Source organism: Thioclava sp. DLFJ4-1 (assembly GCF_002020145.1).
Lineage (GTDB): Bacteria > Pseudomonadota > Alphaproteobacteria > Rhodobacterales > Rhodobacteraceae > Thioclava > Thioclava sediminum.
Window position 1 is genome coordinate 1 of the sequence record NZ_MPZT01000008.1, and the last position, 13346, is coordinate 13346.

General features: G+C 64.2%; 15 protein-coding genes. 11 read left to right on the forward strand and 4 right to left on the reverse strand.

Going from position 1 to position 13346, the window contains the following annotated elements:
- Positions 1 to 939 precede the first annotated feature (939 nt).
- Entirely contained in the window at positions 940 to 1200 is a 261-nt protein-coding gene (locus BMI85_RS21590) for a hypothetical protein (RefSeq protein WP_210402390.1), read from the forward strand.
- Position 1201: 1 nt separating this feature from the next.
- On the forward strand, positions 1202 to 1474 hold the full coding sequence (locus BMI85_RS20465; protein WP_078602622.1) for a DUF433 domain-containing protein: 273 nt from the start codon (positions 1202 to 1204) through the stop codon (positions 1472 to 1474).
- Positions 1475 to 2464: 990 nt separating this feature from the next.
- On the opposite strand, the gene BMI85_RS20470 is transcribed toward BMI85_RS20465, so the two are convergent.
- From BMI85_RS20470 to BMI85_RS20480, 3 genes are read right to left on the reverse strand one after another with little or no spacing between them, the layout of a single operon-like run.
- Positions 2465 to 3214 (reverse strand): SUMF1/EgtB/PvdO family nonheme iron enzyme, encoded by a 750-nt coding sequence (locus BMI85_RS20470; protein ID WP_078602623.1) that lies wholly within the window; start codon positions 3212 to 3214, stop codon positions 2465 to 2467.
- 16 nt (positions 3215 to 3230) lie between these two features.
- Positions 3231 to 4454, reverse strand: coding sequence for a copper-containing nitrite reductase (gene nirK / locus BMI85_RS20475; protein WP_078602624.1), 1224 nt, complete (start codon positions 4452 to 4454; stop codon positions 3231 to 3233).
- 59 nt (positions 4455 to 4513) lie between these two features.
- Positions 4514 to 4942: a pseudoazurin gene (locus BMI85_RS20480; protein ID WP_078602625.1), complete on the reverse strand. Its 429-nt coding sequence runs from the start codon at positions 4940 to 4942 to the stop codon at positions 4514 to 4516.
- Positions 4943 to 5152: 210 nt separating this feature from the next.
- Between BMI85_RS20480 and BMI85_RS20485 the strand changes: the two genes are divergently transcribed.
- Positions 5153 to 5860, forward strand: coding sequence for a Crp/Fnr family transcriptional regulator (locus tag BMI85_RS20485; RefSeq protein ID WP_078602626.1), 708 nt, complete (start codon positions 5153 to 5155; stop codon positions 5858 to 5860).
- On the opposite strand, the gene BMI85_RS20490 is transcribed toward BMI85_RS20485, so the two are convergent.
- The gene (locus BMI85_RS20490) at positions 5796 to 6068 is read right to left on the reverse strand and encodes a DUF1858 domain-containing protein (protein ID WP_078602627.1); all 273 of its coding nucleotides are present in this window, start codon (positions 6066 to 6068) and stop codon (positions 5796 to 5798) included. The two genes, BMI85_RS20485 and BMI85_RS20490, sit on opposite strands and share 65 nt — an antisense overlap.
- A gap of 124 nt (positions 6069 to 6192) precedes the next feature.
- Between BMI85_RS20490 and BMI85_RS20495 the strand changes: the two genes are divergently transcribed.
- The 8 genes from BMI85_RS20495 to BMI85_RS20530 are packed head-to-tail and all read left to right on the forward strand — an operon-like array spanning position 6193 to position 12989.
- Positions 6193 to 6645, forward strand: a complete 453-nt coding sequence (locus tag BMI85_RS20495) for a cytochrome c (protein ID WP_078602628.1) — start codon at positions 6193 to 6195, stop codon at positions 6643 to 6645.
- Positions 6646 to 6657: 12 nt separating this feature from the next.
- Positions 6658 to 8007, forward strand: a complete 1350-nt coding sequence (locus tag BMI85_RS20500; protein WP_078549583.1) for a cbb3-type cytochrome c oxidase subunit I — start codon at positions 6658 to 6660, stop codon at positions 8005 to 8007.
- Between the two features lie 2 nt (positions 8008 to 8009).
- Positions 8010 to 8807 (forward strand): CbbQ/NirQ/NorQ/GpvN family protein, encoded by a 798-nt coding sequence (locus BMI85_RS20505; RefSeq protein WP_078602629.1) that lies wholly within the window; start codon positions 8010 to 8012, stop codon positions 8805 to 8807.
- Positions 8808 to 8817: 10 nt separating this feature from the next.
- Positions 8818 to 10722 (forward strand): VWA domain-containing protein, encoded by a 1905-nt coding sequence (locus BMI85_RS20510; RefSeq protein WP_078602630.1) that lies wholly within the window; start codon positions 8818 to 8820, stop codon positions 10720 to 10722.
- A 1-nt stretch (position 10723) separates the two neighbouring features.
- Positions 10724 to 10897, forward strand: a complete 174-nt coding sequence (locus BMI85_RS20515) for a protein NnrT (RefSeq protein ID WP_078602631.1) — start codon at positions 10724 to 10726, stop codon at positions 10895 to 10897.
- A complete protein-coding gene (locus tag BMI85_RS20520; protein ID WP_078602632.1) occupies positions 10894 to 11118 on the forward strand; it encodes an NnrT protein in 225 nt (74 codons plus the stop codon). The genes BMI85_RS20515 and BMI85_RS20520 overlap by 4 nt, the downstream gene beginning before the upstream one ends.
- A gap of 12 nt (positions 11119 to 11130) precedes the next feature.
- Positions 11131 to 12330: an NnrS family protein gene (locus BMI85_RS20525; RefSeq protein ID WP_078602633.1), complete on the forward strand. Its 1200-nt coding sequence runs from the start codon at positions 11131 to 11133 to the stop codon at positions 12328 to 12330.
- Positions 12327 to 12989 carry an NnrU family protein gene (locus tag BMI85_RS20530; RefSeq protein ID WP_078602634.1) on the forward strand — a complete coding sequence of 221 codons (663 nt, stop codon included), beginning with the start codon at positions 12327 to 12329 and terminating at the stop codon, positions 12987 to 12989. Before BMI85_RS20525 ends, BMI85_RS20530 begins: the two co-directional genes overlap by 4 nt.
- Positions 12990 to 13346: the final 357 nt, after the last annotated feature.

A 13346-nucleotide genomic window follows, 5' to 3' on the forward strand; every position in this document is an offset into this window, starting at 1 on the left:
ACCGGTCCAAGAAAGTGGATCGAGGATATCTGAGGCTGTAGCCAAGGCAGGGCCGAAAAAGCTGGCGCGATCACCCTAAAGAGTTGGGTGAATTCGCAATAGGCGTCAGCTTTCACAGCGCTATCCCGTTTGACGCTGAATGCGACCGTCGACATGTCGCGCATCGGCGTTTCGGATTGCGTGAGCAGTTGACGCTCGCGTTGCTCCTTGTGAGGCTTTGCGTCGGATGACGGCCCGGTCGGGGCGTGTCGAGGGGGACTGCAAATGAATAATGAGGTGAACGGAAAGTGCCTGTGTGGAGCCGTAAGGTTTCGCATATCGGGAGAGTTCGAGAGCTTCTTCCTGTGCCATTGCGGGCGCTGCCGCAAAGATAGCGGCACGGCTCATTCTGCGAACCTGTTTTCATCGACAGCTGAGATCACCTGGATGTCCGGGACGGGAAACATCAGGGTATTCCGCGTTCCCGGGACACAGCACGTGAAGAGCTTCTGTGCAGACTGCGGGTCGGCACTGCCGTTCTCTCAAGCGCATGATGGCTCCCTCGTCGTCCCAGCAGGCTCACTCGATAGCCCGATCGACATACGACCCACCGCGCATATTTGCGTCTCCAGTCGCGCGAATTGGGACGATGACCTGGCCTCGATCGATAGGCTCGACGGGCTTCCCGGTCGATCCGGGTAGGATGGGCCCTGTCACACGCTGCATCCGGAGTGGGAAAGCACCTCACCCTGCATCAGCATAATCGAACCACGTTTGCCCCGGCCTTGAGCGGTCGCGGCTTCCGCCAAGCCCGAAGGCGACCCCCAAAATCCATGTCGCGCTTTCCGCGCTACCTCGGACAGTGTGGGGCTGGTCCAATCAGGGTGATGACGATGAACTCTGCGAGTTCCATCGTACCGAGACCTTACATGCAAGGCATATTCCTGATGTGCGTGGGAGGTGGCCTGTCTGAGCGCCAATGACGCCTTCGCGAAAGCGCTGACCGCCAGCTATTCTCCCCTGCAGATCCTATTCCTGCGCAACGTGATCGCCCTGCCGGTCACGATCGTGATCGCGCTGATCCTGGGCGGTCTTTCGCCGGATGTTCGCCGTGATCCACTGTATAGTGGACTTACCTGCTCTCAAGTAAGTAGGCAGCAAGCATTGCTTTTCATGCTCTCTCGCCGAAGAGTTAAGAGATCTGTAACTGAACAGGTTTGAAATGACCCAGCCGAGTCGTCCGACAAGCCACCCATCTTTGCTTAGCGATCACCGAGAGTCTCGCGATGAGATACTGGGTGGAGAGCCGGTGATTAAAGGCACGCGGATCACTTGCCGATCTGTGCTTGGCAGGCTTAGCGACGGCGATACTTTGGATGACCTCTGTGAAGAGCATCCCTCGATTCCAAGAGAAGCATTCGAGGGCGCTGCTACCTACGCCCGCACCCACCCACCCCGTGGGAAATCCTCCGAAGGCAAACCTTGGCGACGATGAGCCAGAAGTGTGCCCGGTAGAGTTAGAGACAAATCTGCTCCTTTTCGGCAATAGAAAATTCGCGAACCGAAATTGGCATCCTTCACTAACCAATGCCCCGTGAACCTGATCGTGAACCGGCGTTTCACTACTGAGAACACAAGTGAAGCCCCAAGGCCCATACAATGCTTCGGAGGGCCTGCAGCAGGAGCCTCCTTCAGATTCGTAGCCCAAGATGTAGGTAGCTGCGGCAGGGCAAAATGGCCGGTTTGAGGCCGACAGCCCCCCGTAAGAAGTTCCTCCGCGGAAATGCTTACCAAGCGATCTTGATTTCGCGCGTTCTCGGAGTTGGCGCGAAAAATGATCTCGAAATCGGAGCCACCGAGTTTCCCATTTCCAAAAAATGCTAAGAATATGGGCTCGTTTTTCTTTCCATCAAAACAGAAAAAAGCTAAGGTCGACTCGGAAAGAATTCGCTTCGCAAGATACTGAATTAAAACGCAAAATTATGCGAAATTTGCGCAAACCTATGCGCAAAAGAACCGCAAAGCTTTGCTTGAAACTCGCCAGAATCTACTAACGAATTCAGCGTACAGCCCGCAACGTTGCGCGCAATCCTACACGCTCTGTAGGGCAGCGCATAATGCTTCGCGCTGCCCATAAGTTTTCGCGAAACGCCCATTAGGCTTCGTTTCTGGCGTTTCGGCCTACAAGGCGGGCACGAGAGATTCTCGGCTTCTGATCAGTCTCTTTTGAAGGGTTTCAGGCCCCGTTTCGGTTCCTGAGCAACAGGTTGGCTTCACCCTGGGAGGACACTCTGTTTGGCGCTTACTCTGTAAGAGACTCGATCGGCAGTTATTGATCTCGGCGCGACAAAGGGCGGGAAGCGGTCGTTCGCTGCGCGAGAGCCCAAGGTCCAGGCATGCGAGGTTGACTGGAGAGAGTGTGTCGACTTTGGCCAACTGGGAACAGCCATTCGGCCTAGCTCCGCAGAACTGTAGCCGGTTCTCATCATATCCGGGTTTCACTGACCAGACGCAGGCCGAGATGCGCGGGCGGGCTTCCGACAGCGCAGCCGCCGCGCGCCGGGTCGCGGACGAGAAACGGGATCGCAGCGACATGCTCGCCGCCTGCGAAGAAGGCCGCGCATTTCTTCGGATCGACGGGGCCGCCGCCCTCCCCGCCATAACAATCCTGCGTCCATTCCCAGACCGAGCCGTCGAGATCCACGATCCCCTCGGCGCTGGTCGAGAAGCTGCCCCGCGGCGAGAGCTTGCGCGGCGCGAGGCCGCTCGTGAGGTAGGTCGAAGCCCATGTCAGATCGGGATCGGTGAAGATCGGATCTTCCTTCTCGGGCAGCACGTCCTTGGCCATGAACTGCCATTCGGCAATCGTCGGCAGCCGGAAGTCGTGGCGCGCCTTGCTATTGATCCAGCCGAGATACTGCTCGACATCGACATGGCTCAGCCCGGTGGCCGGCGTCGTCGCCGCCTCGCTGCCGGGCGGCGCGCGTAAGGCAAGCTCGCAGGCGCCATCCGCGTGGCACCGGTTCCACTCGGCAACTGTCACTTCGTATTTCTGAACGTAGATCGCATGGCCGTCAGGCAAGCTAACCGCTCGCTCGGCCATTTGCGGCACGTAATCGAGATCGGGGCCGCGAAGGAAACCCCACGCGGCCCCGAGGGCGATGATCGCCGCCCCCGCCGCAAGCACCATCCGAAGGGAAAGACGGGGCGCGAGGAAAGCGAGTCTGGCGATCATCTCCGGTCTCCCTGCCTCAGGTTTCCACCACATGGGGCGGCGTCACCTGCTCCATCAGAGCGTTGTCCCAAGCGCCGTCCACGACGAAGTGGGCCGTGGCACCCAGCAAGGCCGCCTCGATCAGGTTGTGGTTGACGTAGGCGTAGACGCCCGGCTGCAGGAAGGTATACATCGCGGCCCCTGCGCTGCCGCCGCGGATGAACCAGGTCTCCTGATCCTTTTGCGGGGGATTGGCGAATTTGCCGTTCTCCCAGACATGGTCGCCATGACCGCCGATCAGGTGCGGACGGCTGTCGCGGTTGGCCTGATTATGGACCATCAGAACCGTGTCGCCGACCTTGGCCTTGAAGGCGTTCTCGCCCGTGAGCGCGCCGACCGAACCGTTGAAGACAGAGTGGGTCGGCGTGAGCGTCCGCATCGCCTCGACGCTGTCGGCGAAGTCCTCACCGGCGACCTCGTAGGTCTTGTAATCACCGTTCTCGTCCATCGGCAGGTAGAAGTCCTGCTCGCCGATATAGGCGATCGTGTCGTAGCGCAGCGGGTTGCCCTCGGCATCCTTGAGCCCGTCACGCGGCAGCACCATCAGCGTGCCGTTCATGCCGTGGGTGACGTGATAGGGGATCATCGCTCCGCCCGGCGCGCAGTGATAGGTGAACACGCCCGGCCGCGTCGCCTTGAAGCGCAGCACCGTTTCCTCGCCGGGATAGACATGGGTCAGGCCACCGCCTCCCAGAGCGCCCGAGGAGGCGTGGAAGTCGATATTGTGCTCCATCTGCGACGCGGCGGGGTTGCTCAGGGTCAGTTCGACATAGTCGTCCTGATGCACGATGATCAGCGGGCCGGGAACCGAGCCGTTATATGTCAGCGCCCAGATGCTGGCGCCGGTATCCTCGTCCACCGTCAGCAGGACCTCCTTGGTCTCCATCCGGATCTCGACGATCTTCGGACCACCGGTCGCGACCTGCTCGTGCTTGGGCGCGAAGGGAGGTGCCACCAGCTCCTGCCGGACGCGGGTATAGCCCGACAGGTCCACCTTGGGCGCGGCCACCTGCGCCTCGGCTTCGGCAAGGATGAATTTCGGCGCGGCAGGGCGCGGCGCGACATGGGGTGCCATACGCTTCGACGCGGTTCCGGCCATCCCGGCCCCCGCGGTCATCGCCGCGGCACCTGCCAAGAGCGAGCCGCGCAGCACATTGCGGCGGTTGGTTTTCACGAGAGCTGGATTGACATATTTCGGCATTTTAGCCTCCACTGGTTAAACGTAGCAGGAAGTTGTCGCGCGTTTCCTGCCGCGGACGCTCACAGCGCGCCCAATTCCTCTTCAAAGCGTTCCTTGGCTTTCTTCGGCACGCGGCCTTCGAAGAAATTGTCGGGGGTGGTTGCGTCGCCCACCGCGATCACCATCACCATGCCCATCGCGTAATGCGGCTTGCAGCGCACGGCGTAGAGCCCCTCGGTGTCGAGCGTCACTTCGACATCTTTGTTGACCTTGCCGGCGAAGCCCTCGGCCCCGTCCGGGATCATCCCATCGATGCTTTCGGCGTTGTGCCCCTTGTCGGTCGGGATGAAGCGGATCGTATCGCCGGGAGCGGCTTTCACGAGGGCGGGCTCGAAGACCATCACGCCCTTTTCGCCCTTGTTGAGCATATGGACTTCGTGGGTCTCGGCGCTCGCCGCGCCGCTCAGAAGAGCGGTCATCGCGAGGGCGGAAATCAGGGTGCGGATCATCTTTTCGTCCTTTCGTGGATCCTTGGATTGCCCCCTGTCTAACGAGGTTCGGTGCGCGGCTTTTTGTTCTGGCGCAAACTTCTCGGCGCTTTCTCACAACGTCGCGAGAATTTTTGACGGCGCGCTCGCGGCTGCGTGATGTTTGATATTGAACGCGCCGGGAGGCCTATGCTTAGAGAGGACATGAGCGCGCCAATCCCCCGTAAAACTATGCCGCGGCTGGACGAGAGCCTGCTGACGCCGATGCCGCCTTTCTCCCGTCTGGAGAAAAGGCAGATCCGCGAGATTCTCGACCTTGCGAGCGTGCGCCGCTTCGACGAGGGCGTGGCGGTCTTCGAGGAAGGCGCTCCGGCAGAGCGGTTCTACATGCTGCTCGACGGCTATATCCGGGTGATGCGGATCACGCCGACGGGCGAGCAGGTGATCGCGCTGCATATCCCCTCGGGGCAGCTCTTCGGGATCGCGCAGGCGCTTGGGCGCACGACCTATCCCGCGACCTCCGTCACCGCCTCGGAGGCGATCGTGCTCGGCTGGCCGATGCGGCTCTGGGATCAGTTCGTGGCGCAATATGACGGCTTCGCTTCCGAGACCTACAAGACTGTCGGTCAGCGCATCGGTGAGATGAACACCCGCATCGTCGAAATGGCGACCCAGCAGGTCGAGCAGCGGGTGGCCAATTCGCTCTTGCGCCTGATCAATCAGACCGGGCGCAAGGTGGAGACCGGGATCGAGATCGACTTCCCGATCACTCGGCAGGATCTCTCGGAGATGACCGCGACGACGCTGCACACGGTCTCGCGGCTGATGAGCGCGTGGGAAAAGCAGGGGGTGGTCGCGAGCCGCCGCAAGCGGATCACCGTGACCGATCCGCACCGTCTGGTGCTGATTTGCCGGGGCGAGGCTCCGCCGTCTCGATAGGTGCCGCGATAGCCGCGTCCAGCTCGGCGATGAAGTCGTCGATATCCAGCCGATACTCGGTGCAGGCATCGTCGATCGTGTGGAACGGGTTCACGAGGCAGCCCACACAGAGCATCTTGTGACGCATGAACACCTCGATCGTAGCAGGCCAATCGCGCATCAGCGCATCGAGCGTGGCATCGGGGTTCTTCCAGCTGGCTTTTGACATGGTGGACCTCTCTGCCGACCAAGCTAATCCCGGCAATCCAGTCAAACGTTGTGCTGGCGCAAACTTCCCAACTGCGAACGCCGCTATCCCTCGGGCCATCGACTGACCCCCAAGGGAGGCCCCAATGGCTGAAATCCTGACCAAGTCGCGGGCGCGAAACATCTTTTACGGAGGATCCATTTTCTTCGTGCTGGTGTTCATCGCACTGACCGCGCAGAGCCACTTCTATATCGTGAACCACTCCACCGCCTCCGCCCCGCTGACCGAACAGGTCGCGCGCGGCAAGGGCGTTTGGGAACGCAATTCCTGCATCAACTGTCACACCCTGCATGGCGAGGGCGCCTATTTCGCGCCCGAAGTCGGCAACGTGATGACCCGCTGGGGCGTCGCCGACGATCCGCAGGGCGCCTACGAGACGCTCGACGCCTGGATCGCGGCCCAGCCCTCCGGCATCGAGGGCCGCCGCCAGATGCCGCATTTCGAGATCAGCGAAGAGGACATGCGCGCGCTCGCGGAATTCCTCCGCTGGGCCGATCAAACCGACACGCAGGGCTGGCCGCCCAATGATGCGGGCTGAGGAGAACACCCGATGAAATACCAATCCCAATCCGTGGCGAAAGCCTATTTCTACTGCGCGATGCTGCTGTTCGGCGTGCAGGTTCTGGGCGGTCTTCTGGCCGGCTGGATCTACGTCTCGCCCAACACGCTCTCCGAGATCCTGCCCTTCAACGTGATCCGGATGATCCACACCAATGCGCTGATCGTCTGGCTGTTGCTGGGCTTCTTCGGTGCGGCCTATTTTCTCGTGCCCGAGGAAAGCGAGCGCGAGATTTTCTCGGTCAAGCTCGCCTATCTGCAGCTCGCGATCCTGATGATCGGGACGCTGGGTGCGGTCGGCTCCTATCTCGTCGGCATCCATGGCGGGCGCGAGTTCCTCGAACAGCCCCTCTGGGTGAAATTCGGCATTCTCGTCGCCGCCGTAATCTTCCTGATCAACATCTCGCTGACGGTGCTGGCGGGCCGCAAGACCGCGATCACCAATGTGCTGCTGATGGGTCTGTGGCTGCTGTGCCTGCTGTGGATCTTCGCCTTCATCAACCCCGACAACCTGTCGCTCGACAAGATGTATTGGTGGATGGTTGTCCACCTCTGGGTCGAGGCGACCTGGGAGCTGGTGATGGCCGCGATCCTCGGCTTCCTGATGCTCAAGCTGACCGGCGTCGACCGCGAGGTGGTCGAGAAATGGCTCTATGTCATCGTCGCGACCGCGCTGTTCTCCGGCATCCTCGGCACCGGGCACCACTTCTATTGGATCGGCACGCCGGGCTACTGGCAATGGGTGGGCTCGATCTTCTCGACCTTCGAGGTGATCCCGTTCTTCCTGATGATGTCGTTTGCCTTCGTGATGGTCTGGAAAGGCCGCAAGAACCACCCCAACAAGGCCGCACTCCTGTGGTCGCTGGGCTCGTCGACCGTGGCCTTCTTCGGCGCGGGCGTCTGGGGCTTCCTGCACACGCTTCACGGGGTGAACTTCTACTCCCACGGCACGCAGATCACCGCCGCGCACGGGCACCTCGCCTTCTACGGGGCCTATGTGGCGCTCAACCTCGCGGTCTTCACCTATGCGATGCCGATGCTGCGCGGGCGCGATCCCTACAACCAGGTGCTCAACATGGGGGCGTTCTGGCTGATGACCGGGGGCATGGCCTTCATGACCTTCGTGCTGACCTTCGCAGGAACGATCCAGACCCACATGCAGCGGGTCGTGGGCGACTACTACATGGACGTGCAGGACAGCCTGTCGATCTTCTACCTGATGCGCTTCGGCGCAGGGGCGGCGGTCGTGCTGGGGGCGCTGCTGTTCATCTACTCGCTCGTCGTGGTGCGCCGGCGTGAAGTCATCGCCCCCGGTCCCGCAACCCCCGTGGCAGGAGAATGACGATGTCTCTCGACATGACGAATGCACAGATCCCCTACTACCACCCCACCGGTCGCGAATGCGCCCTGTTCGAGCGCGCCCATGACAACGGTTTGCCCCTTCTTCTGAAGGGGCCGACCGGCTGCGGCAAAACCCGCTTCGTGGAGCATATGGCGGCGCGGCTGAACAAGCCGGTCTACACCGTCGCCTGCCATGACGACCTGTCGGCGGCAGACCTGATCGGGCGCTACCTGCTCAAGGGCGGCGAGACCGAATGGGTCGACGGGCCGCTCACTCGGGCGGTGCGCGAAGGGGCGATCTGCTATCTCGACGAGGTGGTGGAGGCGCGCAAAGACGTGACCGTGGTGCTGCACCCGCTCACCGACTCGCGGCGTCGCCTAATCATCGACCGCACCGGCGAGGAGCTGGACGCGCCGGAGGGGTTCATGCTCGTGGCCTCCTACAACCCGGGCTATCAGAGCGTGCTCAAACGGCTCAAACCCTCGACGCGGCAGCGGTTCCTGTCGATCGCCTTCGACTTCCCCGAACCCGAAGCGGAGACACGCGTGATCACCGCCGAGACCGGCCTGCCGGTGGCGCAGGTGGTGCCGCTGGTGCGCCTCGCCGGGCATATCCGCAAGCTCTCGGGCATGGATCTGGAGGAAGGCGTCTCGACCCGGCTTCTGGTCTACGCCGCGCGGCTGATCGGCGCGGGCATCGCGATCGAGGAGGCGCTGGAGACCGCCGTGGTTCAGGCGCTCAGCGACGAGCCGGACGTGCAGCAGGCGCTGCGCGACTTGATCGCCACGATCTACGGCTGAGGAGCACGTCATGAGACTGATGGACCTGATGGAGCCCGAGGAAACCGTAGGCGAGATCTGGCACGATCTGGCCAAGGATATCGGTCAGGACGATCGCCATCCCGACGCCGCGGTCGAGCTGGCCGCATTGCGACCCTCGCTCGCGCTCCTGCTGCGCGCGCTTGGCGGCGGTGCGGATGTCGAGATCGTCGAGGCCCCGGTCACGCCGGTCCGTCACCGCCAACCCGTCCGGCGCCGCCTTGGCGCCGGGCGCGAGACCGAGCGCGTCGCCCGCTTCGACGGCGCGCGGCTGCGCCTGCCGCCGATGATGGACGTCTTCCCCCGGCCCGATCTCAACCGCGCCGCCTATTTCTGGCTGACCGCGCTGGCAGCGCTCAGCCGCGATGCGATGCCCGAGCTGCCCGACGAGACCGACGGACCGGCGATGGATTGCGCGCAGATCCGCGCCAATGCGCAGGCCTGCGATCTGGCCTATCACCGCTGCATCGGGCTGCGCGCGCCCTACCGCGAGATGGCGGCGCTCACCCTTGCACGTCGCCGCAGATTGTCGCGCCCGGCGGCGGAGGCTGCGCTGGAAGCGGCGCTTTGCGACCAGCTTTCCGCCGATGGCAACCGCGCCCCGCTGCTCGAGACGGCGGAGAGCGCGCGCGGTTACATGCCGCTCGCCCCGGTGCCGATCTGGCTACGCTTTGCCCCCAACACCGCGGGCCGCAGCGCCGCCTCGGAAGAGGCCGACGCCCCCGCCTCCGCCCCGACCGCGATGGCAAGCACGCAGCGCAAACATGGGGAACGTCGCCACCTCGATCAGGCGCGCCGCCGCGACAGCTTCATCATTCACCGCTTCGAGTCGATCCTGTCCTGGGTCGAGGCGCTGAACGTCAATCGCTCGGTCGACGACGATGACGAGGACAACGCCGCCAAGGCCGCCGAGGATCAGGACCAGATCACCCTGACCCGCCACGACCGCAAAGCCGCGACGCGGCTGCGGCTGCATCTCGACCTCTCGCCCGCCGAGGCGGAGCACGAGGCGCTGGCAGGCGCGCATGTCTACCCCGAATGGAACCACCGCAGGCGCGCCTATATGGAGGGCCATTGCCGGGTGCTCGATGCGCCCGCGCGGCCCGAGGCCACCCAAACGTTCCACGCCGATCCGCGCTATATCCGCGCCGTGCGCCGCCAGTTCGAGGCGCTGCAACCGCGCCGCATCCTGCGCCCGCGCCAGATCGACGGGACCGAGCTGGATCTCGACGCCGTCATCGCCACCCGCGCCGATCTCGCCGCGACCGGGCGGGGCAGCGACCGGATCTGGCAAAGCCTGCGCAAGGTCGAGCGCGACCTCGCCGTGGCCTTCCTGATCGACACCTCGCGCTCCACCGAGGCCGCGATCGGCGACAGCTGCGTGATCGACATCGCACGCGAGGCGATGTCCGCGCTGGCCGAAGGGCTGGACGCGGCGGGGGACCGCTTCGCGATCTGGGGCTTCTCTTCGCTACGCCGCGACCGGGTGTTCCTGACGCGGGTCAAAGGTTTCAAGGCCCCGATGGCGCCGCCGATCCACGCCAATATCGCGGCGCTGCGCCCGGGCCATTACACGCGGCTCGGCGCCGCGATCCGCCACGTCTCGGCACAGCTCGCGCAGGAGAGCGCCAGCCGCAAACTGCTGATCGTGCTGACCGACGGCAAGCCCAACGATCTGGACCATTACGAAGGCCAGCACGGCATCGAGGACAGCCACATGGCCGTGCGCGAGGCCCGCCGCGCGGGCCAGAGCCTGCACGGCGTCATCATCGACGAGGACGGGCAGGACTGGTTCGCACGGATATTCGGGCGCGGCGGCTTCACGCTGCTGCCCCGGCCCGAGAGGCTGCTGCGCGCCCTACCCGACATCTACCGCTCGCTCACACAGGAGACCTGACATGCGCAAACTGACCCTTCTTCTCGCCCTCGCCCCGCTCACCGCACAGGCGGCAAGCTTCGATCGCCCGATCCCGCAGGCGCAATCGGCCACAGCCGAGTTCTGGTTCGCATTGGCCACGCTGGCGCTTATCGCGGCGCTGGCGGTGGTGGCGCGGGTGGTCGCCCGGCGATGAACGCGCGCTGGTCCCCCGCCCGGATCGCGCTGCTGCTCTACCCGTTCGGCTGGGGCGCCTTCGCGGTCAACGTGTTCTTCGCCTCGCTGATCGGGTCGTGGGTCGGGCTGCCTGTCGCGACCCCGGTCGTCTCGCTGGGTCTGGGCGCGGTGGTCGCCGTGCCTGCGACCTACGCCTTCGCATGTCACATCCGGCGGCTGATGGACGCCGCCGAAAGCTGAAAGGAGCCTATCATGGCCCTATCTTCCGCAGAGCAGATACGCCGCTGGCAGGGCCCGGCGCTGCTGTCGGGCGGGTTTCGCCCGTTCTTCTTTTTCGGCGCCGTCTGGGCCGCGCTGGCGATGGCGCTCTGGGTGCCCGCGCTTGCCGGGCTGATCGAGCTACCGACACGGCTCGACCCGGTCAGCTGGCACGCCCACGCGTTCCTCTTCGGCTATCTCGGCGCGGCAATCGCGGGTTTTCTGCTGACGGCGGTGCCAAACTGGACCGGACGGCTGCCGGTCGTGGGCTGGCCGCTCCTCGGCCTCGTCACGCTCTGGGGGCTCGGGCGGCTGGGGCTGCTCGCCTCGGCGCATCTGCCCTTCGCATTGGTCGCGAGCGTCGATCTCGCCTTCCCGCTCGCGCTTGGAGGCGTCGTGCTGCGGGAGATCGTGGCAGGGAAAAACTGGCGCAACCTGCCGGTTCTGGGATTGCTGAGCATCTTCACCCTCGCGGACCTTCTGTTCCTTATCGAAGCCGCGCGTGGCGGTTATGCCGCCGACGGGCTTGGGATGCGGCTCGGCCTTGCCGCCGTGCTGATGATGGTCGCGCTGATCGGGGGGCGGATCATCCCCTCCTTCACGCGCAACTGGCTGGTCAAGGAGAACCACCCCGCGCGCCCTGCCCCGCCGATGCAACGCTTCGACAAGATCGCCATGGTCGCTGCGGGTGCGGCGCTGCTGGCTTGGGTCACCTTGCCCGAGGCGCAGCTGACCGCGGCGCTACTGCTCGCGACCGGGCTGCTGCATCTCGTGCGGCTCTGGCGCTGGAAAGGCGGGCTGACGCTGCGCGCGCCGATCCTGTTCGTGCTGCATCTGGCCTATGTCTGCCTGCCGCTCGGGGCGCTGGCGCTTGGGGTTGCGATCCTGTTCCCCGCCGCCCTCACCCCCGCGACCGCGCTGCATCTGTGGACGGCGGGCGCGCTTGGCGGGATGACGCTGGCGGTGATGAGCCGTGCCTCGCTCGGCCATACAGGCCGCCCGTTGGAGGCCAGCCCCGGAACCGTCGCGGTCTATGCCGCCCTCTTCGTCGCAATGGTCGCGCGGCTCCTCGCGGGATGGCTTGGCCTGAGCGCGCTTTATTCGGTCTCCGGCGTGGCTTGGTGCGCGGCTTTCCTCGGCTTCGCTATCCTCTATGCTCCGGTGCTGTGGCAACCCAGACGGAGGGCGCAATGATGTGGCTGGCTTATGGCGGGGTGTTCGCGGCCTTCCTCGCGACGCATTCGATCCCGACGCGTCCGTCGGTGAAGGCGCGGCTGGTGGCGGCGCTCGGCGCGTCCGGTTTCACCCTTGGCTATTCGGCTCTCTCCGCGGCGATGCTGCTGATCCTGATCCGCGCCGCCGCATGGCCGGACCCGATCTACCTCTGGCCGCCCACCCTTTGGGCGATGGAGGCGACCCGGGCCGGGATGGCGCTGGTCTGCATATGGTTCGCCGTCGCGCTCGGCCACCCGAACCCGTTCTCCTTCGGCGGCAGTCGCCGCAAGGAGTTCGACCCCGACCGCCCCGGCCCCGTGCGCCTCACGCGCCACCCGATGCTGCTGGGCCTCGCGAGCTGGGCCGGGCTGCACCTGATGCCGAACGGCGATCTGGCGCATGTGCTGCTGTTCGGGGCGCTCGGAGGCTTCGCGCTGCTCGGCATGCGCCTGATCGACCGCAAGCGCCGCCGGGAGATGGGGCCGGAGGTCTGGACCCAAACGCTGCGCCGGACGAAAGCGGCGCCCCCCTTCGCGGGCCTCACGCTGGCCGATCTCGGGCGTGCGGCGCTTGGCCTCGTGGCCTACTTGGCGCTGCTGCATCTGCATGAGTATTTCGCTGGTGTCGCCTTGGTGTAGCGGGCGCGCGTTTCGAAAGCCTCGAGGATGACCGTGAAAGCTGACACGTCCCATCAGTTTCCATGACGGGAAGCCGACATTCGTTGCGCTTGGCACTGCCGTCCGGTTCGGGCTGTCAGCTGATAATCAAACTATAAGAGCGGCCAGCCGATACGCGTTGCGCGCTGGCCGAGAGTCTGTCGGCGTATTCCAGAACGCAGCAAAGTCTTGGATCAGTTTCATAAAGAGTAATGATCGCTTCGAGAAGAACTCTCGCTGGGCTTGCGGGGCGTGATCTGCAGTAGTATCTCACATGAGCCGAGAAGATTTCGAGGCCGGTGTGGTTATTCCGGCCCTCTGTCAAACAGAGATCCAGTC

Excerpts from the sequence above, each read along its gene's own strand:
- BMI85_RS20465 (WP_078602622.1), top strand. The coding sequence starts at position 1,202 with ATGACCCAGCCGAGTCGTCCGACAAGCCACCCATCTTTGCTTAGCGAT.
- BMI85_RS20470 (WP_078602623.1), bottom strand. The coding sequence starts at position 3,214 with ATGATCGCCAGACTCGCTTTCCTCGCGCCCCGTCTTTCCCTTCGGATG.
- nirK (WP_078602624.1), bottom strand. The coding sequence starts at position 4,454 with ATGCCGAAATATGTCAATCCAGCTCTCGTGAAAACCAACCGCCGCAAT.
- BMI85_RS20480 (WP_078602625.1), bottom strand. The coding sequence starts at position 4,942 with ATGATCCGCACCCTGATTTCCGCCCTCGCGATGACCGCTCTTCTGAGC.
- BMI85_RS20485 (WP_078602626.1), top strand. The coding sequence starts at position 5,153 with ATGCCGCGGCTGGACGAGAGCCTGCTGACGCCGATGCCGCCTTTCTCC.
- BMI85_RS20490 (WP_078602627.1), bottom strand. The coding sequence starts at position 6,068 with ATGTCAAAAGCCAGCTGGAAGAACCCCGATGCCACGCTCGATGCGCTG.
- BMI85_RS20495 (WP_078602628.1), top strand. The coding sequence starts at position 6,193 with ATGGCTGAAATCCTGACCAAGTCGCGGGCGCGAAACATCTTTTACGGA.
- BMI85_RS20500 (WP_078549583.1), top strand. The coding sequence starts at position 6,658 with ATGAAATACCAATCCCAATCCGTGGCGAAAGCCTATTTCTACTGCGCG.
- BMI85_RS20505 (WP_078602629.1), top strand. The coding sequence starts at position 8,010 with ATGTCTCTCGACATGACGAATGCACAGATCCCCTACTACCACCCCACC.
- BMI85_RS20510 (WP_078602630.1), top strand. The coding sequence starts at position 8,818 with ATGAGACTGATGGACCTGATGGAGCCCGAGGAAACCGTAGGCGAGATC.
- BMI85_RS20515 (WP_078602631.1), top strand. The coding sequence starts at position 10,724 with ATGCGCAAACTGACCCTTCTTCTCGCCCTCGCCCCGCTCACCGCACAG.
- BMI85_RS20520 (WP_078602632.1), top strand. The coding sequence starts at position 10,894 with ATGAACGCGCGCTGGTCCCCCGCCCGGATCGCGCTGCTGCTCTACCCG.
- BMI85_RS20525 (WP_078602633.1), top strand. The coding sequence starts at position 11,131 with ATGGCCCTATCTTCCGCAGAGCAGATACGCCGCTGGCAGGGCCCGGCG.
- BMI85_RS20530 (WP_078602634.1), top strand. The coding sequence starts at position 12,327 with ATGATGTGGCTGGCTTATGGCGGGGTGTTCGCGGCCTTCCTCGCGACG.